At 69.4% G+C, this 20,824-nt stretch carries 21 protein-coding genes and 1 tRNA gene; 12 read left to right on the top strand and 10 right to left on the bottom strand.

Going from position 1 to position 20,824, the window contains the following annotated elements:
* Window positions 1–48: 48 nt before the first annotated feature.
* Window positions 49–2,076, bottom strand: coding sequence for a bifunctional copper resistance protein CopD/cytochrome c oxidase assembly protein (locus tag ACOCEP_RS20600; protein ID WP_482339365.1), 2,028 nt, complete (start codon window positions 2,074–2,076; stop codon window positions 49–51).
* Between the two features lie 42 nt (window positions 2,077–2,118).
* Between ACOCEP_RS20600 and ACOCEP_RS20595 the strand changes: the two genes are divergently transcribed.
* The gene (locus ACOCEP_RS20595) at window positions 2,119–2,757 is read left to right on the top strand and encodes a histidine phosphatase family protein (protein WP_482339363.1); all 639 of its coding nucleotides are present in this window, start codon (window positions 2,119–2,121) and stop codon (window positions 2,755–2,757) included.
* On the opposite strand, the gene ACOCEP_RS20590 is transcribed toward ACOCEP_RS20595, so the two are convergent.
* Together ACOCEP_RS20590 and ACOCEP_RS20585 are read right to left on the bottom strand one after the other, a co-directional pair.
* Window positions 2,731–3,864: a sensor histidine kinase gene (locus tag ACOCEP_RS20590; RefSeq protein ID WP_482339361.1), complete on the bottom strand. Its 1,134-nt coding sequence runs from the start codon at window positions 3,862–3,864 to the stop codon at window positions 2,731–2,733. The genes ACOCEP_RS20595 and ACOCEP_RS20590 overlap by 27 nt on opposite strands.
* Before the next feature lie 62 nt (window positions 3,865–3,926).
* Window positions 3,927–5,105 carry an MFS transporter gene (locus tag ACOCEP_RS20585; RefSeq protein ID WP_482339359.1) on the bottom strand — a complete coding sequence of 393 codons (1,179 nt, stop codon included), beginning with the start codon at window positions 5,103–5,105 and terminating at the stop codon, window positions 3,927–3,929.
* Between the two features lie 91 nt (window positions 5,106–5,196).
* Here ACOCEP_RS20585 and ACOCEP_RS20580 point away from each other — a divergent pair, with 91 nt between their 5' ends.
* From ACOCEP_RS20580 to ACOCEP_RS20565, 4 genes are all read left to right on the top strand, one after another.
* Window positions 5,197–6,276 carry a LacI family DNA-binding transcriptional regulator gene (locus ACOCEP_RS20580; RefSeq protein ID WP_482339357.1) on the top strand — a complete coding sequence of 360 codons (1,080 nt, stop codon included), beginning with the start codon at window positions 5,197–5,199 and terminating at the stop codon, window positions 6,274–6,276.
* A gap of 187 nt (window positions 6,277–6,463) precedes the next feature.
* Window positions 6,464–6,853, top strand: a complete 390-nt coding sequence (locus ACOCEP_RS20575) for a peptidase inhibitor family I36 protein (protein ID WP_482339355.1) — start codon at window positions 6,464–6,466, stop codon at window positions 6,851–6,853.
* 242 nt (window positions 6,854–7,095) lie between these two features.
* Window positions 7,096–7,169, top strand: a tRNA-Arg gene (locus ACOCEP_RS20570).
* Between the two features lie 237 nt (window positions 7,170–7,406).
* Window positions 7,407–8,027 (top strand): MFS transporter, encoded by a 621-nt coding sequence (locus tag ACOCEP_RS20565; protein ID WP_482339353.1) that lies wholly within the window; start codon window positions 7,407–7,409, stop codon window positions 8,025–8,027.
* 3 nt (window positions 8,028–8,030) lie between these two features.
* Here ACOCEP_RS20565 and ACOCEP_RS20560 read toward each other — a convergent pair whose 3' ends face one another.
* Window positions 8,031–8,441: a MarR family transcriptional regulator gene (locus ACOCEP_RS20560; protein WP_482339351.1), complete on the bottom strand. Its 411-nt coding sequence runs from the start codon at window positions 8,439–8,441 to the stop codon at window positions 8,031–8,033.
* An 87-nt stretch (window positions 8,442–8,528) separates the two neighbouring features.
* Between ACOCEP_RS20560 and ACOCEP_RS20555 the strand changes: the two genes are divergently transcribed.
* The 4 genes from ACOCEP_RS20555 (at window position 8,529) to ACOCEP_RS20540 (ending at window position 11,782) form a co-directional block, all read left to right on the top strand.
* The gene (locus ACOCEP_RS20555) at window positions 8,529–9,605 is read left to right on the top strand and encodes a substrate-binding domain-containing protein (RefSeq protein ID WP_482339349.1); all 1,077 of its coding nucleotides are present in this window, start codon (window positions 8,529–8,531) and stop codon (window positions 9,603–9,605) included.
* Window positions 9,606–9,689: 84 nt separating this feature from the next.
* Entirely contained in the window at window positions 9,690–10,313 is a 624-nt protein-coding gene (locus ACOCEP_RS20550) for an AmiS/UreI family transporter (RefSeq protein ID WP_482339347.1), read from the top strand.
* Window positions 10,300–11,289 carry an aliphatic amidase gene (locus tag ACOCEP_RS20545; protein ID WP_482339345.1) on the top strand — a complete coding sequence of 330 codons (990 nt, stop codon included), beginning with the start codon at window positions 10,300–10,302 and terminating at the stop codon, window positions 11,287–11,289. Before ACOCEP_RS20550 ends, ACOCEP_RS20545 begins: the two co-directional genes overlap by 14 nt.
* Before the next feature lie 28 nt (window positions 11,290–11,317).
* Window positions 11,318–11,782, top strand: coding sequence for an SRPBCC family protein (locus ACOCEP_RS20540; protein ID WP_482339343.1), 465 nt, complete (start codon window positions 11,318–11,320; stop codon window positions 11,780–11,782).
* Here the strand turns inward: ACOCEP_RS20540 and ACOCEP_RS20535 are convergent.
* Window positions 11,722–13,212 carry an MFS transporter gene (locus ACOCEP_RS20535; RefSeq protein WP_482339341.1) on the bottom strand — a complete coding sequence of 497 codons (1,491 nt, stop codon included), beginning with the start codon at window positions 13,210–13,212 and terminating at the stop codon, window positions 11,722–11,724. The genes ACOCEP_RS20540 and ACOCEP_RS20535 overlap by 61 nt on opposite strands.
* Window positions 13,213–13,261: 49 nt before the next feature.
* On the opposite strand from ACOCEP_RS20535, the gene ACOCEP_RS20530 reads away from it, so the two are divergent.
* Complete coding sequence (locus ACOCEP_RS20530) at window positions 13,262–13,690, top strand: winged helix-turn-helix transcriptional regulator (RefSeq protein WP_482339340.1); 429 nt, start codon at window positions 13,262–13,264, stop codon at window positions 13,688–13,690.
* Between the two features lie 8 nt (window positions 13,691–13,698).
* A complete protein-coding gene (locus ACOCEP_RS20525; RefSeq protein ID WP_482339338.1) occupies window positions 13,699–14,667 on the top strand; it encodes an ROK family transcriptional regulator in 969 nt (322 codons plus the stop codon).
* Here ACOCEP_RS20525 and ACOCEP_RS20520 read toward each other — a convergent pair.
* From ACOCEP_RS20520 to ligD (ACOCEP_RS20500), 5 genes are all read right to left on the bottom strand, one after another.
* On the bottom strand, window positions 14,645–16,033 hold the full coding sequence (locus ACOCEP_RS20520) for an amino acid permease (protein WP_482339336.1): 1,389 nt from the start codon (window positions 16,031–16,033) through the stop codon (window positions 14,645–14,647). The two genes, ACOCEP_RS20525 and ACOCEP_RS20520, sit on opposite strands and share 23 nt — an antisense overlap.
* Before the next feature lie 32 nt (window positions 16,034–16,065).
* Entirely contained in the window at window positions 16,066–17,430 is a 1,365-nt protein-coding gene (locus tag ACOCEP_RS20515) for a pyridoxal phosphate-dependent decarboxylase family protein (protein WP_482339334.1), read from the bottom strand.
* Window positions 17,431–17,509: 79 nt separating this feature from the next.
* Complete coding sequence (locus ACOCEP_RS20510; protein WP_482339777.1) at window positions 17,510–18,043, bottom strand: MarR family winged helix-turn-helix transcriptional regulator; 534 nt, start codon at window positions 18,041–18,043, stop codon at window positions 17,510–17,512.
* Window positions 18,044–18,148: 105 nt separating this feature from the next.
* A complete protein-coding gene (locus ACOCEP_RS20505; RefSeq protein WP_482339333.1) occupies window positions 18,149–18,412 on the bottom strand; it encodes a hypothetical protein in 264 nt (87 codons plus the stop codon).
* A gap of 60 nt (window positions 18,413–18,472) precedes the next feature.
* Window positions 18,473–19,390, bottom strand: coding sequence for a non-homologous end-joining DNA ligase (gene ligD, locus ACOCEP_RS20500; protein WP_482339331.1), 918 nt, complete (start codon window positions 19,388–19,390; stop codon window positions 18,473–18,475).
* A 46-nt stretch (window positions 19,391–19,436) separates the two neighbouring features.
* Here ligD (ACOCEP_RS20500) and ligD (ACOCEP_RS20495) point away from each other — a divergent pair, with 46 nt between their 5' ends.
* A complete protein-coding gene (gene ligD, locus ACOCEP_RS20495) occupies window positions 19,437–20,402 on the top strand; it encodes a non-homologous end-joining DNA ligase (RefSeq protein WP_482339329.1) in 966 nt (321 codons plus the stop codon).
* The last annotated feature ends 422 nt before the right edge of the window (window positions 20,403–20,824 follow it).

Here is a 20,824-nt window from a genome sequence, read left to right as displayed (position 1 = left end):
GACAGGCGCCGGCTGTCGGCGGGCTGTGGTAAAGGCGGCAGCCGACGCCTACGAGCCCTGCCCAGGCCCCCGGCCCTGATCGGCGAGTTTCTTCAGCATCGCGTTGTAGGCGTTCAGATCCGCGTCGCCGGAGGCCTCCTCGCGGCGGTCCCGGCGCCGCGCCTCCCGCTCGTCCTGCCGCGCCCACTGCACCAGCAGTGCGACGAGCACCAGCAGCACCGGCAGCTCACCGGACGCCCACGCGATCCCGCCGCCGAGCCGCTGGTCGGTCAGCAGGTCGGTGACCCACGGCAGTTTCAGCCCGCGGTAGAAGTCCTGTCCGAGCACGGTCTGCATGCTCATCAGCGCGATCCCGAAGAACGCGTGGAACGGCATGGCGGCGAACATCATCCCCAGCCGTCCCAGCGGCGGGAGACGTCGTGGCGCCGGGTCGACCCCGATCACCGGCCAGTAGAAGACGTACCCGGCGAGCAGGAAGTGCGCGTTCATCGCCAGATGCGCCCAGTGGTAGTTCAGCGCGGCGTCGAACAGGCCCGAGAAGTACAGGCCGTAGAAGGAGCCGACGAACAGCAGCAGCGCGACGATCGGATGCGTCAGGAACCGCGAAAGCGGCGAGTGCACGAAGGCGAGCAGCCATTCACGCGGTCCGGGCGGGGCGTCCTTGCCCGCCGTGGGCAACGCGCGCAGCGCGAGGGTCACGGGCCCGCCGAGCACGAACAGCACCGGCGCCACCATGGACAGCAACATGTGGTTGCCCATGTGCACGCTGAACATCGCGGGCGCGTACCGGCCGATCCCGGACGACGTCGCGATCAGCAGCACGAAACAGCCCGCGAGCCACGCGACCGTCCGGCCGGTGGCCCAGGTGTCGCCACGGCGCCGCAGCCGCCGGACCCCGGCGAGGTACAGCCCGGCGAGAACGAGCGCGAGGGTGCCGTAGACGAGGTCGAACCGCCAATCCGTGAGCAGCCGGAAGACGGTCGGCGGACCGTAGAGGTCGTACCCGATCAGCAGTTCCGTCGTCGATGGCTGGGTCAGCGATTCCTGCGGCGGCGGGGTCTTCGCGAGCCCGGTGGCGATGCCGATCGTGACGAACATGATCAGCACCTCGACCGCGGCGAGCCGCAGCAGCTGGCCGCCGCCCGCTCCGTTCACCAGGCCGGCGACCCCCTTCTGCCGTTGCTGGTGACCGAAGACACCGAGCAGCAGCAACGCGACGACCTTCGCGACCACCAGCAGGCCGTAGTCGGTGGTGAACAGGTCGGCGATCCTGATCCGCACCAGCGCGTTCACGATGCCGGAGACCGCCATCACGATCCAGCAGACCAGCGCGAGCTTGGAAAACCGCGTGGCGGCGAGCTTGAGGTTCTCGCCGCGGCGCCAGCCGAGCGCCAGCAGCGCGACCAGCCCGCCGACCCACAACGCGGCGGCGACCAGGTGGTACAGCAGGCTGTTGGTCGCCATGTCGTGCGAGCCGCCGCTCGCGGAGTGCCCGGTGACCGCGACCGGGACCAGGCCGCCGACGGACAGGAAGAAGACCACCGTCGTCCAGCCCCAGGTCAGCGCGAGACGGCAGCCGAGTGCGACGAGCAGCGCGATCAACGCGGTGAACAGCCAGGCCTTCGGCTGCTCGATGGCGTCGACGAGGTCGACCAGCACCTGCGGCGAGAGCACCTCGGTGAACGGGCGGCCCGCGCCGTCGGCCGCGGAGAAGAAGATCGACGCGGCGGCCGCGAAGAACCACACCCACGCCGCGACGCCGGCGACGCGGATGGCCGCGTAACCGTCGGCCGCGAGCGTGCCGGACTTCTGCGGCGGGACGAGGAACGCGGCGAGCAGCAGCGAACCCACGCACAGCACCGAAGCCGCCTCGGCCAGCACCCGGACGACGGTGATGCCGTACCGGGTCACCAGGCCCGGGTCCGGGAGCCCGGCGATGACGTAACCGGCGCCACCGGTCAGCGCGACCAGGCCGACGGCCACCACCGCGGCGAGGAGCGCCCCGATCGACACCAGCGGCAGGACACCGGCCTTCCGTGCGGGTGGGGCCGGTTTCGTCTCGGGGTCTGAAGGCACGTCACGAGGGTATGCCGAGCGCGCAACCGGCAAGATGGCGGAGTGCGGATCATTCTGCTGAGGCACGCCGAGTCGCTCGGCAACGTCGACGAGCTCGCCTACACCCGGATCCCCGACCACGCCCTGCCGCTGACCGACGCCGGTCGTGAGCAGGCGAAGCTGGCGGGCCCGGAGCTCAAGGAGGTCCTCGGCGGACGACGGACGGCGGTCTACGTCAGCCCCTATCTCCGGACGCGGGAAACGTTGCGGCTGCTGGACATCCGGGACACCTGCGAGCGGATCGTGCCGGAGCCGAGGCTGCGGGAACAGGACTGGGGCAACCTCCAGGACCCGCTGGAGCAGGAGGTCCAGAAACAACGTCGCCACGAGTTCGGGCACTTCTTCTACCGGCTCCCGTTCGGCGAGTCCGGGGCGGACGTCGACGACCGGGTCGCGGCGTTCCTCAGCGAACTGGCGGCCTGCGGCAAAGATCACCCCGAAACCGTGCTCGTCGTCTCACACGGGCTCACCATCCGCTTGCTGTGCCGACGGCTCTTCGGCTGGAGCATCGAGCTGTTCGAGTCGCTGTCCAACCCCAAGACCTGCGAGTACCGCGTCGTGGAGCGGGTGGGCGACAAGTGGACGCTGGACCGCCCGTTCCAGCAGTGGCGGGACTCACCCGACGGGGAGACTCAAGACTGAGGGAGCGAGGAGCACCACCCTCGTTCCCAGCCCCGGGCTGGATTCGATCCGGGCGAATCCGCCGATCTCCGCCATCCGCGCGATGATCGAGTTCTCGAGACCGAAGCCGCGCCGCCGATCCCCGACGTCGAAACCGGCGCCGTGATCGCGCACCGTCAACGAAACGCCGCCACCGATCTCCTCGACGCTCACCACGGCCCGTCTGGTCCCGGAGTGCTTCAACGTGTTGCGCAGGGCTTCCCTGGCGGAGTCGTGCAGCGCCATGGCCACCTCCTCCGAGAGCGCCGGCGCGGCGTCGTCCTGCACGACGACTTCGGCACGCAGCCCCTCCGCGGCCATTTCGGCCGCGAGCAGCCGCAGCCGCTGGTGGAGCCCGATCCGTTCGGTGGATTCGTGTTCGAGGCTGATCCGGATGCGCATCGCCTGGGCGCGCGCGGTCCGGCGGACGCGGTCGAGGCTCGCCGCCGGGTCCAGTTCGTCTGCGGGCGCGGGGATCGCGAACGACTCCATCACCTGCAGGACGGTGTCGTGGACGTCGCGGCGGTGCCGTTCGCGTTCCGCGGCCCGGCCCTGCTGCTCCCCGAACCCGACCGCGAACCGCATCGACGCGCCGACCAGCCCGGCGACCGCGAGTGACACGACCAGCGCGGTCGCGAGCGTGAGCAGGAGACCGAGTGAGGAGGCCGGATCCAGCAAGGTGTACGGGACCACCGCGGCGCCGATGGCCAGCGCCCCCGCCGCCGCGCCGCGCAGCAAGGCCCAGATCATCACCGTGCCCATCAGGTGGGTCCAGGTGATCGACGTGATCGCGGTGTCCTGCGCGAACACCGCGGCCCCGAGGACGAAGAGCGCGGCGAACACGCTGTCCACCAACGGAAGCAGCCTCGTCCCGGCCGCGGACCAGCGGAAGATCCAGACGGCCGCGACGACGTTGGGCACCACGTGCAACGCCACGAACGTCCACAGCACCGACGACCCCAGGCCCGCCACCCACAGCGCTTGCACCAGCATTGCCAGCCGGAACGCCACCGGGACCCCGGCGAGCCAGGGCACCGTGGTCCGCACCAGTCGTGCCGGGATACCTCCGCCGCCCCTGAGCATCAGCATCCTCCCGGATCAGCCCCACTGAAACAGCAACCGTAGCGCATTCATTTCAGTTTACCGGGGTGTCAACGGGTGACGGGTTCGACCATCTCCTCCCGTTTCCGTGCCCGCGCCGCGGCCACCGCGGACGGCACGATCAGCGCGGCGGTCAGCCCGACGAACAGGAACGACACCGAAAGCGATGTCACCTGCGCGATGCCGCCGATCAGCGGTGGCCCGGCGAGGAAACCGGTGTAGGCGATCGCCGTGACGAAGGCCAGTTCTCGCTCGCCTCCCGTCCCGTCGGCGCGTTTGCCCGACGCGCCCGCGAGGCTCAACGCGATGGGGAAGGCCGCGGCGAGCCCGGCACCCGCCAGCGCGAAGCCGACGAACCCGAACACCGGAACGCGGGTCAGCGCGGCGAGCACGAGACCTGCCGCGGCTATCCCGGCGCCCACCGCCAGCGCACGCGTCGCGCCGAAGCGGTTCTGAAGCCAGGCGCCCGCGAGCCTGGCGAGCGCCATGGCCAGGGCGAACCCCGAGTACGCGAAGGCGGCGGCGCCCTCGCCGACCCCGTGCGTGGACGTCATCAGCAGGGCGGACCAGTCCGAGCTCGCTCCCTCCGCGATCGCCGAGAACAGCGCGATGGCGGCGAGCAGCCAGAGGACGGGACGTTTGATCGGCGCCACCCGGGGCTTCTCGACCGGTTCGGTGTGTTCGGGCCGGGCGCCGGGCACGGCGGCGATGACGAACGCGAGCACCAGCAAAGCGGCCAGTGCGGCGACCGTGAGATGCCTCCCGGGCGACCACTGATGCGAAGCGGCGAAGCCCGCGGCGATGGAGCCCGCCAACGCCCCGAAGCTGAACCCGGCGTGCAGTGTCGGCATGATCGCGCGTCCGGACCGGCGCTCCACCTCGACCCCGGCGACGTTCATCGCCACGTCGAGCGCGCCGACGCTCGCCCCGAGGACGAACAACGCCCCGGCGAGCAGGACGACCGAAGTCGCGAAGCCGATCATCGGCAACGCCGCGCAGGCGATGATCGTGCTGCCCGCGACCACCGCGCGGGCGCCGTACCGCTCGATCAGCCGCCCCGAAACCGACGCCGCGATCAGCATGCCGACGCTGGCGCCCAGCAGGGCGAGCCCGAAGACGCCCGGAGAGGCGTCCACTCTTTCCGACAACGCCGGAGTCCGCGGCGCCCAGGAGCCGAGCGCGGCCCCGTTGAGCGCGAACACGACGAAAACGGCCGTACGGTCACGCATAGACCCCAGTCTCCTTTCGATTCCTCTTCCCCCAGAATGACTTAAGCGCTTCAGAAAGTCCACCGGATCCCGCCGGGACTAGACTGCGGCGATGACGAGCACGCGACGGCGAAGGCCGACGTTGGACGACGTCGCCGACGCCGTCGGGGTGTCGCGCGCGACCGTCTCCAACGCCTACAACCGGCCCGATCAGCTGTCCGCCCAGCTGCGGGAAGAGGTGCTTCGCGCGGCCAAGAAGATCGGGTACGCGGGGCCGAACCCGACCGCCCGCAGCCTCGCCACCAGCCGCACCGGCGCGATCGCCGTCCTGCTCGACACGAATCTTTCGACGGCGTTCTCTGATCCCGCGTTGTCGGTCACCCTCGACGCGCTCTCGACCGTCGTCGACCCCGAGGGCCACGCCCTCCTGCTGCTGCCCGGCGACGGCGAGAGCGGTGGCCCGCGCGCGGAGCGGGTCCTGACCGCGCAGGCCGACATCGCGGTGGCGTACTCGCTGGCCGACGGCGCTCCGGCGCTGACCGCGGTGCGGGACCGGGGCCTGCCACTGGTGGTGATCGACCAGCCGCATATCCGCGGTTCGGCGAGGATCGGCGTCGCGGACCGGGCGGGGGCGGCCGCGGCGGCCCGGCACCTGGTGGAACTCGGGCACCGGCGGATCGGGATCTTCTCGGCACAGTGCCTCTCGGCACCGCGCGGCGGCGAACTGAGCGCGGCCGAGGCCGGGAACAGCCGGTTCCACGACAACCGTGAACGGATGGCCGGCTACCTGGAGACCTTGGCCGAGGCGGGGATCCCGGCGGCGGACGTGCCGATCTGGGAGGCGTCCGGGCTCTCGGTCGAAGGAGCCCTCCCGAGCGCTTTCGGCCTGCTGGACCGGCGACCTCGGCCGACCGCGCTGCTGTGCATGTCGGATCTCCTGGCCCTGGCGGCGATTTCGGCCGCCAGGCAGCTCGGCCTGTCGGTCCCGCGGGACCTTTCGGTCGTGGGTTACGACGACGTCCCGCCCGCCCGGTGGTCCGAACCACCGCTGACGACGGTCCGGCAGGACCTCGCCGCCAAGGGACGGGCGGCCGGCGAACTGGTGCTGAGCCTGCTGCGCGGGGAGAAGGTCCCCGCGCCCGCCGAGGTACCCGCGGAACTGGTCGTCCGGGACTCCACCGCGCCCGCGTAGCAGCCGATTCCGGCACGCGCAAGGCACCCCGGCGATATGTGGACAACTCGCCCCGATCGAGCGCCGCACAACTACTTATCCACAGAAGTAGAAATGCGGGCAGACAAACCTTTCCCCGCGCGCCATCGTGGAATCACACATTCACCGACGGCGATCGAGCCGCCGATTCACGGGGGAGAACCCAGCCATGCAACGACGTTTGACGAACCTGCGCGCCCGCCTCCCGCACGTCCTCCTGATGGCCATGCTCGGCCTGCTGACCAGCGCCGGAGTCGCGAGCGCCACCAGCGCGCCGCCGGAACCCGCCTGCCAGAAGGGCGAGTTCTGCGTCTGGGGCGAAGAATCGTACGGCGGCGCGGTGCACAAATTCGACCTGCGCACCGCCAATCCCGACGAATGCATTCCCTTACCCGAAGGCTTCGACGGGCATTCGTTCGTCAACCGGCTGAGCCGGGACGTGACGATCTACCAGAGCGAGGAGTGCACGACCGAAGGAGATTTCATCACCTATCCGGGTGGCGGCACCTACGTACCCCAGGGCCCGTTCGTGATCCGCGCCCTCAAGATCTGGGACTGACCACCCCGGCGGTTCGTGCCGGTCGCTCGCGAAAGAGTCGACTCGCGACCTGCGCGAACCCAGGGGCCGCTCCCCCGAAGCGGCCCCGGCCCGTGAGCGCGTCACCCCGCGTCGTGACGCGCTCACGGGCGTTCCAAAAAAGGGTGGGCTCGACCTGAAACGATCTGGCGGTGTCGAACGATCGACAGGTTGGCGACGGCTAAGCTGCCGATGCTGGGCGACACCCAACGTCGCCGACGTCGGCCCTCGTAGCTCAGCTGGATAGAGCAAGAGCCTTCTAATCTCTAGGTCGCAGGTTCAAGTCCTGCCGGGGGCACGTCGCGCCTGGTCAAGAGGCATCTCTTGACCAGGCAACCCGGACGCGGAAGTGTCCGGGGGGCCGAGAACGGATCACATCGATCCGGGCTCGGTCCGAGCAGAGCCGATGCTGGGGCATCACGTGATGTCCCAGCGGCGGCCTGTGACATCGTGCCCCTGTTGTTGGTCACTGTCACACCGGCAAGTCTCCGTGAATCCGGTCCATCCACCTCGCCTGGCGCTATAGGTTGTGCGCATGTACGCGCCGACGCAGAACGATCCGCGACCGACCACCGGCCCTCCCTGGTGGCTCGCCATCGGTCCCGGGTTCGCCGCGCTCATCGGACTGTTCCTGGTCACCGTGGTCTACCGCTTCGACGGTGGGCCGGCCCTGCAGATCGACTTGGGCATGTCCAGCCAGTCGTTCCTGCTGAACGTCGTCGTCGCGTACGTCGTCGCGGCCGCGCTCGCCTTCCCGGCGGGCCTGCTGCTCGGCGCGCGCTTCCCGACGTCGGTGACCGTGCCGGCGATCGTCTTGATGCTGATGGGCGTTCTCCTGGTCGCCTTCGGGCCCAGCAGCGGCCTGCTCCTGGCCGGGCGGGTGCTCAACGGACTCGGCGCGGGTGCCGTCCTCGGTGTGACCGTCGCGCTGATCCGGCGTCTCGGGACCGGTCGCGGCGCCGCGGCCGGTGTGGCGGCGGGGCTCGGTGTCCTCGCCATGGTGATCGCACCGGTTCTCGGCGGGCTGCTCTCGGACGTCACCAGCTTCCGCGTGGTGTTCGTGGTGGCGGCGCTGTTCCTGTTCGTCGCGCTCGTCGTCGCCGGGATCATCGGCATCGTCGGGCTCGCCAAGCCGAAGCCCGTGCCGTACGCCTGACGTTCAGTCGCCGAGTGTCCGCAACACGGCGAGCACTTCGTCCGGCACGCCCAGGAGGGCTTCCACCTCCGACACCTTGGCGGCCACGCGCCGGTGCGTCGTCCGGCCACGGGCGCTGAGGTGGACGAGCACACGGCGCCTGTCGGTGGCGTCGACCTCTCGGTAGGCCTGGGCGGTGGTCACGAGTTTGTCGACCACCCTGGTCAACGTCGGGGCGGTGGCGAGCGTCCGGTCGGCGAGGTCGGCCATGGCGAGGCCGCCCTTGCCACTCAGCGTGTCCAGCACCAGCCATTGGTCCAGGGTGAGAGCTTCCTTGGCGAGCACCTGCTCCACCCTGGCGGCGACGGCACGGGCGGCGCGGGTGAGCGAGCCGGTGAGCGACGTTCCGGCGGTCGTGACGCCGCGTGTCCCCATATCCCGTCCCCTTGCCAAAACCGGACACCCTCGCAATACTTCCAGGTGAAAGCACTTTGACCTTACCGGGCCACCGCACGGAGCGCCATGCCCCCACGCCTCGCCACCCGGCCCCGCGACGACACCTGGCGTGTGGCCATGGTGGTCCCGTTGCAGGGACCGGCCGGGCTGTTCGGCCCGTCGTGCGAGGCGATCACCGAGCTGGCCGTCCACGAGCTCAACGAATCCGGCGGCATCCTCGGCAGGCAGGTCGAGGCCGAGGTGGTCGACGGCGGCGGCACTCCCGCGCGAGTAGCGGGCGAATTGCGGCGTCTGGTCGACAGCGGGCGGGTCGACGCGGTGAGCGGATGGCACATCTCGTCGATCCGGCACGCGCTCGCGCCGGTCGTGGCCGACAGGGTGCCGTACGTGTACACCTCGCTCTACGAAGGCGGCGAGCGCCGTTCGGGCATCTTCTGCACGGGCGAGACACCGCGCTGCCAGATCGAGCCGGCCCTGCGCTGGCTGCGTGATCATCTCGGCGCCCGGCGCTGGTTCGTCGTCGGCGACGACTACGTCTGGCCGCACCGGTCGACCCGCGCGATCCGTCAGTACGCGAAGGATCTCGATCTGCGTCTCACCGGAGAGGCGTTCGTCGGGCTCGGCGCGGGTGACATGTCCACAGTGGTCCGCGAGGTCGAACAGTCCACAAGCGACGGTGTACTCATGTTGCTCGTCGGGCAGGACGCGGTGCGCTTCAACCGCGCATTCGCCGCGCACGGGCTCAGCGACCGGCTGCTCCGGTTCAGCCCGCTGATGGAGGAGAACATGCTTCTCGCCAGTGGCGCGAACGCCACCGGCAACCTCTACGTCTCGGCCGCCTACTTCCGGTCGATGGTCACCGCCGACGCGATGGACCTCCTCGGCCGTTACGTCGGCCGCCACGGCCCCGGCGCGCCGGCCCTGAACAACGCCGCCGAATCCTGTTACGAGGGGCTGCACACGCTGGCCGAACTCGTCAGCAGGGCGGGGACGTCGGAGCTTCCCGCGCTCAACGCGGCGATCGACGGCGTCGCGTACCACGGCCCGCGCGGCACCGTCGAGTTCCGCGGGCGGCAGGCCGACCAGCACGTCCATCTCGCGGTCGCCGACGGGTACGACTTCGAAGTCCTCACCAGGCTCTGAAATCCGCCCTCTTGACTCGCTCCGGTACACCACATACTTTCATTTGAAATTATTCCATGTGACGCACGTTATGCGGAGGTGAGCATGGGCAACGTGGGCCTGCTCTACGTCGGCGCCGCCTTGATGATCAACGGCCTGATGTTGCTCGGCCGGATACCGCCGCGTTCGGCGGCGGTGCTGAACCTGTTCGTCGGCGCGCTGCAGTGCCTCACCCCGACCGTGCTGATCGTCCAGGCGAACGGGAATCCGGACGCGATCCTCGCCGCGTCCGGCCTCTACCTGTTCGGTTTCACCTACCTGTACGTCGGCATCGCGAACCTCGCCGGCCTGGAGCCCGAGGGCATCGGCTGGTTTTCGCTCTTCGTGGCCGGCGCCGCCGTGGTGTACGCCGGGATCGCCTTCTGGCACGGCGACGACCCGGTTTTCGGGGTCATCTGGCTGTCCTGGGCGTTGCTGTGGACGTTGTTCTTCCTGGTACTCGGCCTCGGAAAAGAACACCTGACGCGATTCACCGGCTGGACCGTCCTGCTGCTCAGCCAGCCGACGTGCACGGTGCCCGCCTTCCTCGGTCTCACCGGCGCCTACCGCAGCGACGGCGGTACGGCGCTGCTGGCGGCTGCGATCGCGGTGGCGCTGATCGCGGCCGCCGGATCCCTCGACGTCCTGAAAAACCGTTCGGAGAAAAGGAGTCTTCATGCGACACGGTGATATTTCCGCCAGCCCGGACACGGTCGGTGTCGCGGTGGTCAACTACAAGATGCCGCGCCTGCACACGAAGGCCGAGGTCCTCGACAACGCCCGGAAGATCGCCGAAATGGTGGTGGGCATGAAGTCCGGGCTTCCCGGCATGGATCTCGTGGTGTTCCCCGAGTACTCGACGCAGGGCATCATGTACGACCCGAAGGAGATGTACGAGACCGCGGCGACCATTCCCGGCGAGGAGACCGAGATCTTCGCCGCGGCGTGCCGGGAAGCCCAGACCTGGGGCGTCTTCTCGATCACCGGCGAGCGGCACGAGGACCACCCGGACAAGCCGCCGTACAACACGCTCGTGCTCATCAACGACCGCGGCGAGATCGTCCAGAAGTACCGGAAGATCCTGCCGTGGTGCCCGATCGAAGGCTGGTACCCGGGCGAAGACACCTACGTCAGCGACGGCCCGAAGGGAATGAAGATCTCGCTGATCATCTGCGACGACGGGAACTATCCGGAGATCTGGCGCGACTGCGCGATGAAGGGCGCCGAACTGATCGTGCGCTGCCAGGGCTACATGTACCCCGCCAAGGAACAGCAGATCCTGATGGCCAAGGCGATGGCATGGGCCAACAACTGTTACGTGGCCGTGGCGAACGCCGCCGGTTTCGACGGCGTGTACTCGTACTTCGGCCATTCCGCGATCATCGGTTTCGACGGCCGCACGCTCGGCGAGACGGGCGAGGAGGAATACGGGATCCAGTACGCGCAGCTGTCGGTCTCGGCGATCCGCGACGCGCGCACCTACGACCAGTCGCAGAACCACATCTTCAAACTGCTGCACCGCGGCTACACCGGCGTTCAGGACGCGGACGAAGGCGACAAGGGCGTGGCCGACTGCCCGTTCGACTTCTACAAGCTCTGGGTCACCGACGCCAAGAAGGCGCAGGAGAAGGTCGAGTCGATCACCCGCGACACCATCAACCCCTGACAAGGACAGTGCGCCCTAGACTCGGCGCATGGCCAGGATCGACAGTGGCGGCCGGACGATCGCCGCCCCGCCCGAGACCGTCTACCAGGCACTCCTGGACCGGGAGTCCCTCGAAGCCTGGCTGCCGCCCGAGGGGATGCGCGGCCGGATCGAGCAGTGGGATCCACGGCCCGGCGGCGGTTTCCGCATGATCCTCACCTACCTCGACGCGTCCGCCGCGCCCGGCAAGTCGTCGGACGCGACGGACGTCGTCGAGGTCGCGTTCGCCGAGCTGGTGCCCGCCGAACGGGTGGTGCAGCGGGCCGTCTTCGAGTCCGAAGATCCGGCGTTCGCGGGCACCATGACGATGACGTGGAGCCTGGCCGCCGCGGACGACGGCACCGAGGTGACCGTCACCGCGACGGACGTGCCGTCCGGCATCGCCCAGGCCGATCACGAGGCCGGTATCGCCTCCTCACTGGCCAACCTGGTCTCCTTCGCCGAAGCCCGCTGACGTCCGGACGCGATGACGATCGCGGCGAGGACGGCCATCACCAGCGGCACGACCAGCGCCGCCCGGAAACCGCCGAGCGCGGCCTCGCGCGAACCGTCCCCGAGCGCGGCGACGTTGACGGCGGTCACCGCGGACAGTCCCAGCGCCGCACCGAACTGGAAAGCCGTGTACAGCAGCCCGCCCGCGAGCCCTTGTTCGTGCTCGGCGATCCCGTCGGTGGCGACGATCGTCAGCGGACCGTAGGCGAGCGCGAACCCGAGACCCAGGATGATCATCGACGGGAACATCGCCGCGTACGTCCAGTCCAGGTCCAGCGGCAGGAAGAGCGCGTACGCCACGGCGGCCAGCACTAGCCCGCCGAAGATCAGCCGGGTGTTGCCGAACCTCGCGACCAATCGCGGGGTCAGTGTCGGCGCGAGGATCGCGTCGATTCCGACGGCCAGCAGCGCCAGGCTCGTCTCCAGCGTCGACCAGCCCCGCAGTTCCTGCAGGTACAGCGTGACGAGGAACTGGAACCCGAAGAACGACCCCGCGAACAGCAGGGCGCTGACGTTGGCCCGCACCAGCGGACCGGACTTCAGGATGCCGAGGCGCACCAGCGGCGCGGGCGAGCGGCGTTCGACGGCCACGAAGGCCGTCAGCGCCGCCACTCCCCCGGCGAACGACGCGAGGGTCCAGCCCCAGCCCTGTCCGGGGTGTTCCAGCCGGACCACCGCGTAGGCGATCAGCAGCATCGACATGGTCACGGTGAGCGCTCCGGGGAGGTCCAGGCGACGCGGCACGCGTTCTACGCCCGCCGGCTCCTTGATGAGCCACAGCGCGGCGAGCAGGATGACCGCGGACAGGATCACCGGCGTGAAGAACACCCACCGCCAGTCGATCCTGGTCAGCAACCCGCCGATGACCAGGCCCAGCGAGAAACCGCCCGCCCCGGTGCCGGCGTAGAACAGCAGCGCCTTGTTGCGTTTCGGGCCTTCCTCGAAGCTCGTCGTGATGATGGACAGCCCGGCCGGGGTCATGAAGGCCGCGGCGACGCCGGTGACGAACCGGGCGAGCAGCAGCATCCAGCCTTCGGTGGCGAACCCGCCCAGCCCGGAGAAGACGAGGAACACCACCATCCAGGCGAGGAACATCCGGCGGCGGCCGTAGAGGTCGGCCGCGCGCCCGCCCAGCAGCATGAACCCGCCGTAGCCGAGCACGTAGGCGCTCACGACGCCGCTCAGGGTCGCCGTCGACAGCCCGAGTTCGGCCCGGATGGACGGCAGCGCCACGTTCAGCATCGCGACGTCGATGCCCTCCAGGAAGATGGCGCCGCACAGCACGACGAGCACGCCCCAGGCCCGCCCGCCCATCCGGTCGGCGCGCGGAAGCGTTTGCGAGTTGCTCAAGATCGGATCTCCCTCAGTGAACGGGAACCGACGGTTACCCATCGGCCGGTCGGTTCCCTCTTGTAACCAAGGGGATCTTCCGTCACCATCGATGACCATGGAAGAAGGCACTTTGAACTCACCTAGTCGTTGTGAACTCACCGAGGAGGACTACGAGGCCTTCCAGTGGGACACGCGCGAGGACTGCGAGGTCCGCCAGATCCTCGACCGGGTGGCCGACAAGTGGTCGCTGCTGGTGATCGCGCTGCTCGACCGGAACACGCTGCGGTTCACCGAGCTCAAGTACAAGATCGACGGCATCAGCCAGCGCATGCTCACCACCACGCTGCGTCATCTGGAGCGAGACGGGCTGGTGAGCCGGACCGTCTACCCGGTCGTGCCGCCGCGGGTCGAGTACGCGCTGACGCCGCTGGGCATGACGCTGCACAAGACGATCCAGTCGCTGGTCACCTGGACCGAGGACCACCAGGGCGAGATCGCCCTCGCGCGCGCCCAGTACGACAAACGCGTCACCGTCTAGGGAGCCGCATGGCCAGGCTGTCCGGAGGGGATCCATCACTGCTGCGGCGGCTCAACGCCATCGCCGTCCTGCGGGCGCTGTACGCGGCCGAGGAGCTCACCCTCGCGGAGCTGGTCAAGGCGAGCGAGGTCTCCCGCCCGACGGTCGAGGAGATCGCCGCCGACCTCGGCGCCCAGGGGCTGGTCGAGGAGGTCCCGCTTCCTCCCGGCTCGCCGCGGCCGGTGGGGCGGCCCGCCAAGCGGTACCGCTTCCGCCACGAGTCCGGGCACGTCGCCGGTCTCGAGATCGGCCCGCATCAGGCGTTGTGCCTGGTCGCCGACCTGCGGGGCGAGGTCGTCGGACGGGCGAAGGCCGGGCTCACCCCCGAGACGGACGCGGCCGACCGGCTCGGCACCGCGCGCCGGGTGCTCGCCACCGCCGTCGAGGGCCACACCGGCGTCCGGGTGCTCGGCATCGGCACGACCGGCGTGGTGTCCGGCGGCAAGGTCGTCCACAACTACCGGCTTCCCGGCTGGACCGGTGTCGACCTGCCCGCGGAGTTCGGCGGCTGCCCCGTGCTGGCCGGGAACGACACCGAACTCGCCACGCTGGCCGAACACTGGCGCGGTGCCGCGCGCGGCGTCGACGACGTCGTCTACGTGCGCGCCGGGCACACCGTCTCGCTGGGCCTGCTGCTCGGTGGGAAGCCGCACGCGGGCCACCACGGCGCGGCTGGCCAGATCGGCGCGCTGCGCCGGGACGTCGGATTCGCCGAGCTCGTCGCCGCCACCGTTCTCGCCGTCGACCCGCAGCTGGTGGTCTTCGACGGCCCCGGGGAGCTGACGACGGAACTGCGCGCCGAGCTGGCTCGGCTGTGCCTGTTCCCGGTGCACGTCGAGACCTCGGCCCTCGGTGAGGACTCGGTGGCGCTCGGGGCGGTCCGGCTGGCGCTGAGCCGCGTGGAGCGCGACCTGTTCAGTGTCGAGGACGTCGCCTGAGCAGGCTGATCACCACGATCAGCACGGCCACCGCGCCGCTGGTGAACAGCTGCGTCCGCGCGTCGGCGTCCGTCCACATGAGAACGAGGACGCCCGCCATCGCGAGCAGCGCGACCCAGCTGAGCCAAGGGAAACCCCACATCCGCACCGGCAGGTCCGCGGCCGTGCCGTCCCGTTCCGCCGCCTTCCGCAGCCGCAGCTGCGAGATCGCGACGAAGATCCAGACGAGCAGGATGTTCGCCCCGATGGCGTTCAGCAGGAACGGCAGGACGTGTTCGGGGGCGAGGAAGTTCAGCAGTACGGCCACGAAACCGAAGGCCACCGACGCGAGCACCGCCGTCCGCGGGACGCCCGCGCCGGACAGCTTCAGCATCGCGCGCGGTGCTTCGCCGCGTTCGGCCAGCGAGAACACCATCCGCGAGGCGCCGTACAGGTTGGCGTTCAAGGCCGAGAGCAGCGAGGTCAGCACGACGAAACTCATCAACAGCGCCGCGGAAGGCACCCCGATCCGCTCCAGGATGGTCACGAACGGGCTGGTGTTGGCCGAAGCGGTCTCCCACGGCAGCAACAGCACCATCAGTGCCACGGAGCCGACGTAGAACAGCAGCAGCCGCACGATGACCGTGCGCGTGGTGCGACGGATCGAATCCGCCGGGTCCTCCGATTCCGCCGCGGCGATGGTGACCAGTTCCATGCCACCGAAGGAGAATGCGACCGCGAGCAGGCCGGTCAGCACACCTTGCAGGCCGTTGGGCAGGAAACCGCCGTGCCCGGTGAGGTTGTCCAGGCCGACCGGCGTCGTGCCGGGCAGGATCCCGAACACCGCCAGCGTGCCGAGGACGAGGAAGGCGACCACGGCGGTCACCTTGATCGCGCCGAACCAGAACTCGAACTCCCCGAACGAGCGCACCGCGAACAGGTTCACCACCGTCAGCACGGCCATGAACAGCAGCACCCAGGTCCACTGTGGAATCCCCGGCAGGAGCCCGTTCGCGATCCCCGCCGCCGCGGTGGCCTCGGCCGCGACCACGACCACCAGCAGCGACCAGTACAGCCAGCCGACGGTGAACCCGGCCCAGCGCCCGAGCGCCTTCTCCGCGTACACCGAGAACGAACCGCTGCTCGGCTCGGCGGCGGCCATCTCGCCCAGCATGCGCATCACGAGCACCATGAGCAGGCCCGCGACCACATAGGACAGCAGGATGCCGGGTCCGGCCGTCTTGATTCCCGCGCCGGTGCCGACGAACAATCCGGCGCCGATCGCCCCGCTGATGGCCAGCATGGTGACGTGCCGCCGCCGGAAGCCGGTACCGAGCGACCGGGTCTCGGACGCGGTCACGGGTTCGGCGGGACCTGGTGCGGGCATGGCGGATCCATTCGTCTGCGGTACTGGCGAGCTCAACCGCGGGACAACTCTTCCAGCCGTTCGTGCAGGCGGTCGACGTGGTCCTCGCTTTCGGGCTTCATCAGCACGCTACGCAGGATCCTCGCGCCGTCCGCATCCGCGTCGGCCCCGGTGTGACGCAGACCGAACTGCGGCTCGCTCACCCGCAGCGTGCTGAGGAACACCGGTTCCCTCGCCGCGGCCATGCCGTTGCGCAGGATCCTCGCGCTCGCCTGGTCGATGTTCGACAGCGACAGCGGTTCCGTGCGGGGGAAGTAGGTGACGATGTCGAGTTCCGGTGGCTGGTACAGGTCGAACCGCTCGGAGTCCTCCAGCAGCTTCGCCCACCGCAACGCCGCGCGGCGCCCGGCCGCGAGCACCCGGCCCAGCCCGTCGGGGGTGGGCGGCAGCAGCCGGAAGGTGAGCCACAACGCGGCGGCGGCCGCGCCCGCCCGGGAGCATTCGAGGCTGATCTCGCCGAGATGCAGGTCTTCGGAGGTGAAGTAGGTGTACGGCGAATCGTGCAGGTAGAACCGGCCCGCCGCCGGGTCCTTGAACAGCACCGCCCCGCAACCGTAGGGCTGGAGGCCGTGTTTGTGCGGGTCGATGACGATCGAATCGGCCTCGGCGATGGCGAGCCACGGGGCTTCGGGCAGGCCTTCCGGACCGTCCAAACCGGACAGAAGCCGGAAGAACCCACCGTAGGCCGCGTCGACGTGCACGCGGACGCCGTAGCGTTCGCGCAGAGCCAGCGCCTCGTGGATCGGCTCCACCGTGCCGAGCGCGGTCGTCCCCGCGGTGAGGACGACGGTGCCGATCTTCCCGGTACGCAGCAGGTCTTCGAGCGCGTCGAGGTCCATCGCGCCGCGCGCGTCGACAGGCACCGTATGCCCCTCGACGCCGAGCACCCCGCACATCCTTCCGTGCGTGTAGTGCGCCTCGGCGCTGTACGCGATCCCCTTGCCCGGATGCGTTTCCCGGGCGACGAACAGCGCCTCGAGGTTCGCCATCGTGCCGCTGGTGGTCAGATGCCCCAGATGTTCCGTGTAGCCGAACATCGTGGCGAGCTGACGGACGACCTCGCGTTCCATCTCGGCCGTCGCGGGGCCGCCGTCGAGCGCGTGGTTGTTGGGGTTGACCAGCATCGCGGTCAGGTAGCCGACGACCGCGGCCGGATGCGGCGGTTTGAGCATCTGGCCGGCGTAGGAGGGGTGGAAGAACGGGTAGTTGTCCTTCAGCCGCTCTGTGAGCTCTTCGAACGCGGCCTCGAACCGGCCGTCGGAGATCTCCAGTGCCGGATGCGGCCGGAACGAGGAGAACGTCTCCGCCCACGCTTCGTTCGACGTCAACGCCTGACCGAGCCAGTACCGGAAGTCCATCGAGCGCGCCCTTCGCTTCGTTCGGCTCCAAAAAACGTAGGAGCCTCCTGAGGTCCCGCGCAACCGTCTTCGGTAGGGGTCAGATCTTCCGGGTACGGCGCTCCTCGCCCTTCTCCTCCAGCTGCCTGACGATCTCGCGCAGCGAAGCGGCCAGCTCGGTGCACTTCCCGGGGCTGAGCCGTTCGGTGACGAACGCTTCTTCCTGGTTGAACTCCGGGAAGAGTTCCCGCATCAGCCGCTCCCCTTCCGGGGTCAGCGAGAGCAGCACCAAACGTCCGTCGACCGGATGTTTGCGGCGGGTGACCAGGCCGTGCGCCTCCAGCGTCTTCATGACGCCGGTGAGCGTTCCCTTGGTGATGCCGGACTCGGCGGCGACGTGCCGGGTCTCCTTCTCACCGAAGATCCACACCACCCACAGCACCACGAACGCGGTCCAGGTGAGACCGGCGGTGCGCAGGACCGAATTCTCGAAATGCAGCCGGACGGCCGTCGCGGCGCGGTGGAGATTGGCCACCGCCTCCATCCGCTCCCACAGCAGCGGGATACCGCCCAGTTTGGCCCGCACGGCGGTCTCGGTCTCGGCCAGCGTGTGATACCCGGTCAACAGCCACATCCTCACCGGCCCCGGAGGTACCAGCCCGGTGGGCGCGCACCCCCGCGCACCCGCTCCGCAGATCGTATGCGGAACGGGCGTGAGTCCACAGTGGCCTTTCGGCGGCTAAGCGGCGGGCGCCAGCGGCTCCACGAGTTCTTGTCCTGTTTCGGACAATTCCGCCGGTACCCGGCTACCGGGAACGCCGCCGGCGGGCAACCGGAGCAACCCGGCGTGGGCGAGGCGATGGGCCGCGCTCTGATCGCTGCACGGCAGGCCGTCGACATAGAGGTCGGGCTCCAGGCTGACGGTGATTTCCGCCCGGCCCTGAGCCACGGCTCGCAGCATGGCCAGGGCCCGGTACGACAGGTCTTCGGTTCTTGCGTTCATTCGGGGTCACTCCTCTGACCTGGGAGTTTCCCGTCAGCCCTGGTTCAAACATGACCACGGTCACCGGTGGGGTACGGCCGCGCGATGCTCGGCGATGTCGCCGAACAGGTCACCCATCTCCTCGACGCGCTCGAGCACCTGCCCGGCGGTGAACAGCAGGTCCTCGGCCTTGCGGCAAGCTTCGACCTCCTCCCAGGTCACCGGGGTGGAGACGGTGGGGATGGCGCGGCCGCGCAGCGAATACGGCGCGATGGTGGTCTTGGCGGTGTTGTTCTGGCTCCAGTCGATGAACACGCGCCCAGGGCGGATGGCCTTCGTCATCCTGGCCACCACGGTCTCCGGTGACCGGCGCGCGAGCTCTTCCGCGACGGCCTTGGCGTACTCGGAGGTGCGTTCGTCCGACCGTGTGCGCACCGGGCAGTACAACTGCATTCCCTTGTTGCCACTCGTCTTCGCGTACACCGTGAGACCGTCCCCGGTCAGCAGGTCGCTGAGGGTCTCGGCCACCCGGCAGCAGTCGACGACGTCCGCGGGTGGTCCGGGATCGAGATCGAACACCAGCAGATCGGGTGATTTCCGCGCGCCGCGCGGGCCGACGGTCCACTGTGGAACATGCAGTTCCAGTGCGGCGAGATTGGCCGCCCACATCAGCGTCGGCAGGTCGCCGACCACCGGGTAGTCGAGCGTCTCGTCCCCGCCCCGGCGGCCACGGTTGGTCAGCCGCGCCGTGCGCACCCACTCGGGGGCGTGCCGGGAAACGTTCTTCTCGTAGAACGGTTCGCCGTCGACGCCGTCGGGGAACCGCCGGAACGTGGCGGCGCGGTCACGCAGATGGGGGAGCAGGGCGGGGGCTATCCGGCGGTAGTAGTCGAGGACCTCGCGTTTGGTGAAACCGTGCGCGGGGTAGAGCACCTTGTCCAGATTGGACAGGCCCAAGCGCCGCCCCTCGACCTCGACCGTTATCCGCTCCTCAGGCACCCTTCGACGATAGATCACCGGCGGGGTTTCCGGGGTACCGTGAGGCATGAGCACCGTGCCGGACGCGATCGCCCCGATGCTGGCGACCGACGGTGACCTGCCCACCGGCGGGTGGGGCTATGAATACAAATGGGACGGCTATCGGTGCTGCCTGCGGGTCGCGCGGGACGGCGAGACACGCCTGACGAGCCGCCGCGGCCTCGACATCACGGCGACGTACCCGGACGTGACCGCCGAAGCGCTCAGCGGGCACGAAGCCGTCCTCGACGGCGAGATCGTCGTCCTCGACGAGCAGGGGCGGCCCAGCTTCCCGCTGTTGCAAACACGGCATCTGCGCACTCCGGACGAGTCGCTGCTGGAACGCAGCCCGGTCCACTTCTTCGCTTTCGACGTGCTGTTCCTCGATGGTGACGCCCTGCTCGACGAGCCGTACGAGGCCCGGCGCGAGGTGCTGACGTCCCTGGGCGCGGGTGGCCGCATCGCCATCCCTCCGGGGTACACCGACGACGACATCTCCCCCGACCAGCTGCTCGACGTCGTCCGGCAGCACGGGCTCGAAGGATTGATCGCGAAGAAGCTCGACAGCCGCTACTACCCGGGTAAGCGAACCCGCCAATGGATCAAACGGGCGCTGTGGCACACCCAGGAGGTCGTGATCGGCGGCTGGCGCCCCGGTGACGGGCGGCGCTCGGGGACCCTCGGCGCGTTGCTGCTGGGCGCGCACGACGAAGCCGGAGACCTTCGATACATCGGCGACGTCGGGACCGGGTTCAGCGACAAGGTCCTCGAAGACCTGCACGCCCGGCTGACGCCGCTGGAGCGGAAGAAGCCACCGTTCGCTTCGGAGGTCCCCCGCGACCGGGCACGACGGGTGCACTGGGTGGAGCCTGAACTCGTCGGGGAGGTCGTGCACCGGAACTGGACGCCGGACGGCCGTCTGCGGCACACGACCTGGCGAGGACTGCGGGCGGACAAGACACCCGAGGACGTCAAGATGCCCTCCGCTGGATGAAGCGCGGCAGGTTGCCGGAGGGGTCGAGAATGGCGGCACCTTCGCGGACCTGGACGGCTACATCTGGAGCATCGGCTACAGCGCGAACGGCACCGGATCAGCCGTACGCGGAGTGAACACCGCGTGAGCCGCCGGATGGCACCTGCCTGCTCGAGTCTGTCGCGGCGATCGAGGATGGCCTTGGTGACGGCCTCCGGGGTCAACGCGCCCGGACCGTACTCGTGCGCGAGATCGGCCCGCTCGGCTTCGACGGTCCGCCCGGAACCTGCCCCATTCGCGGTCCATGGCGCCGCCGATCGCGACGAGTTGCTCCCCGATCCGGTTCACCGTGGTGATGTCCATGTCGACCGATATCGGCCCCTCCCTTCCCCGCGAGCGATTCTCCGGCCGCTTCGACGAGGGCCAGACCGTGTCCCCGGCGT

This window comes from Amycolatopsis sp. CA-211722, from assembly GCF_056828465.1.
Note: the sequence above shows the minus strand (reverse complement) of the source record. Positions and strands in the feature narration are given on the sequence as shown.

What these genes read in the sequence shown, in the direction of transcription:
- ACOCEP_RS20505 (WP_482339333.1), bottom strand. Translation starts at nt 18,412, where the DNA reads ATGAACGCAAGAACCGAAGACCTGTCGTACCGGGCCCTGGCCATGCTG.
- ACOCEP_RS20520 (WP_482339336.1), bottom strand. Translation starts at nt 16,033, where the DNA reads ATGCCCGCACCAGGTCCCGCCGAACCCGTGACCGCGTCCGAGACCCGG.
- ACOCEP_RS20575 (WP_482339355.1), top strand. Translation starts at nt 6,464, where the DNA reads ATGCAACGACGTTTGACGAACCTGCGCGCCCGCCTCCCGCACGTCCTC.
- ACOCEP_RS20515 (WP_482339334.1), bottom strand. Translation starts at nt 17,430, where the DNA reads ATGGACTTCCGGTACTGGCTCGGTCAGGCGTTGACGTCGAACGAAGCG.
- ACOCEP_RS20540 (WP_482339343.1), top strand. Translation starts at nt 11,318, where the DNA reads ATGGCCAGGATCGACAGTGGCGGCCGGACGATCGCCGCCCCGCCCGAG.
- ACOCEP_RS20585 (WP_482339359.1), bottom strand. Translation starts at nt 5,105, where the DNA reads ATGCGTGACCGTACGGCCGTTTTCGTCGTGTTCGCGCTCAACGGGGCC.
- ACOCEP_RS20580 (WP_482339357.1), top strand. Translation starts at nt 5,197, where the DNA reads ATGACGAGCACGCGACGGCGAAGGCCGACGTTGGACGACGTCGCCGAC.
- ACOCEP_RS20530 (WP_482339340.1), top strand. Translation starts at nt 13,262, where the DNA reads ATGACCATGGAAGAAGGCACTTTGAACTCACCTAGTCGTTGTGAACTC.
- ligD (WP_482339329.1), top strand. Translation starts at nt 19,437, where the DNA reads ATGAGCACCGTGCCGGACGCGATCGCCCCGATGCTGGCGACCGACGGT.
- ACOCEP_RS20550 (WP_482339347.1), top strand. Translation starts at nt 9,690, where the DNA reads ATGGGCAACGTGGGCCTGCTCTACGTCGGCGCCGCCTTGATGATCAAC.
- ACOCEP_RS20545 (WP_482339345.1), top strand. Translation starts at nt 10,300, where the DNA reads ATGCGACACGGTGATATTTCCGCCAGCCCGGACACGGTCGGTGTCGCG.
- ACOCEP_RS20525 (WP_482339338.1), top strand. Translation starts at nt 13,699, where the DNA reads ATGGCCAGGCTGTCCGGAGGGGATCCATCACTGCTGCGGCGGCTCAAC.
- ACOCEP_RS20510 (WP_482339777.1), bottom strand. Translation starts at nt 18,043, where the DNA reads ATGTGGCTGTTGACCGGGTATCACACGCTGGCCGAGACCGAGACCGCC.
- ACOCEP_RS20535 (WP_482339341.1), bottom strand. Translation starts at nt 13,212, where the DNA reads ATGGGTAACCGTCGGTTCCCGTTCACTGAGGGAGATCCGATCTTGAGC.
- ACOCEP_RS20560 (WP_482339351.1), bottom strand. Translation starts at nt 8,441, where the DNA reads ATGGGGACACGCGGCGTCACGACCGCCGGAACGTCGCTCACCGGCTCG.
- ACOCEP_RS20555 (WP_482339349.1), top strand. Translation starts at nt 8,529, where the DNA reads ATGCCCCCACGCCTCGCCACCCGGCCCCGCGACGACACCTGGCGTGTG.
- ACOCEP_RS20590 (WP_482339361.1), bottom strand. Translation starts at nt 3,864, where the DNA reads ATGCTGATGCTCAGGGGCGGCGGAGGTATCCCGGCACGACTGGTGCGG.
- ACOCEP_RS20565 (WP_482339353.1), top strand. Translation starts at nt 7,407, where the DNA reads ATGTACGCGCCGACGCAGAACGATCCGCGACCGACCACCGGCCCTCCC.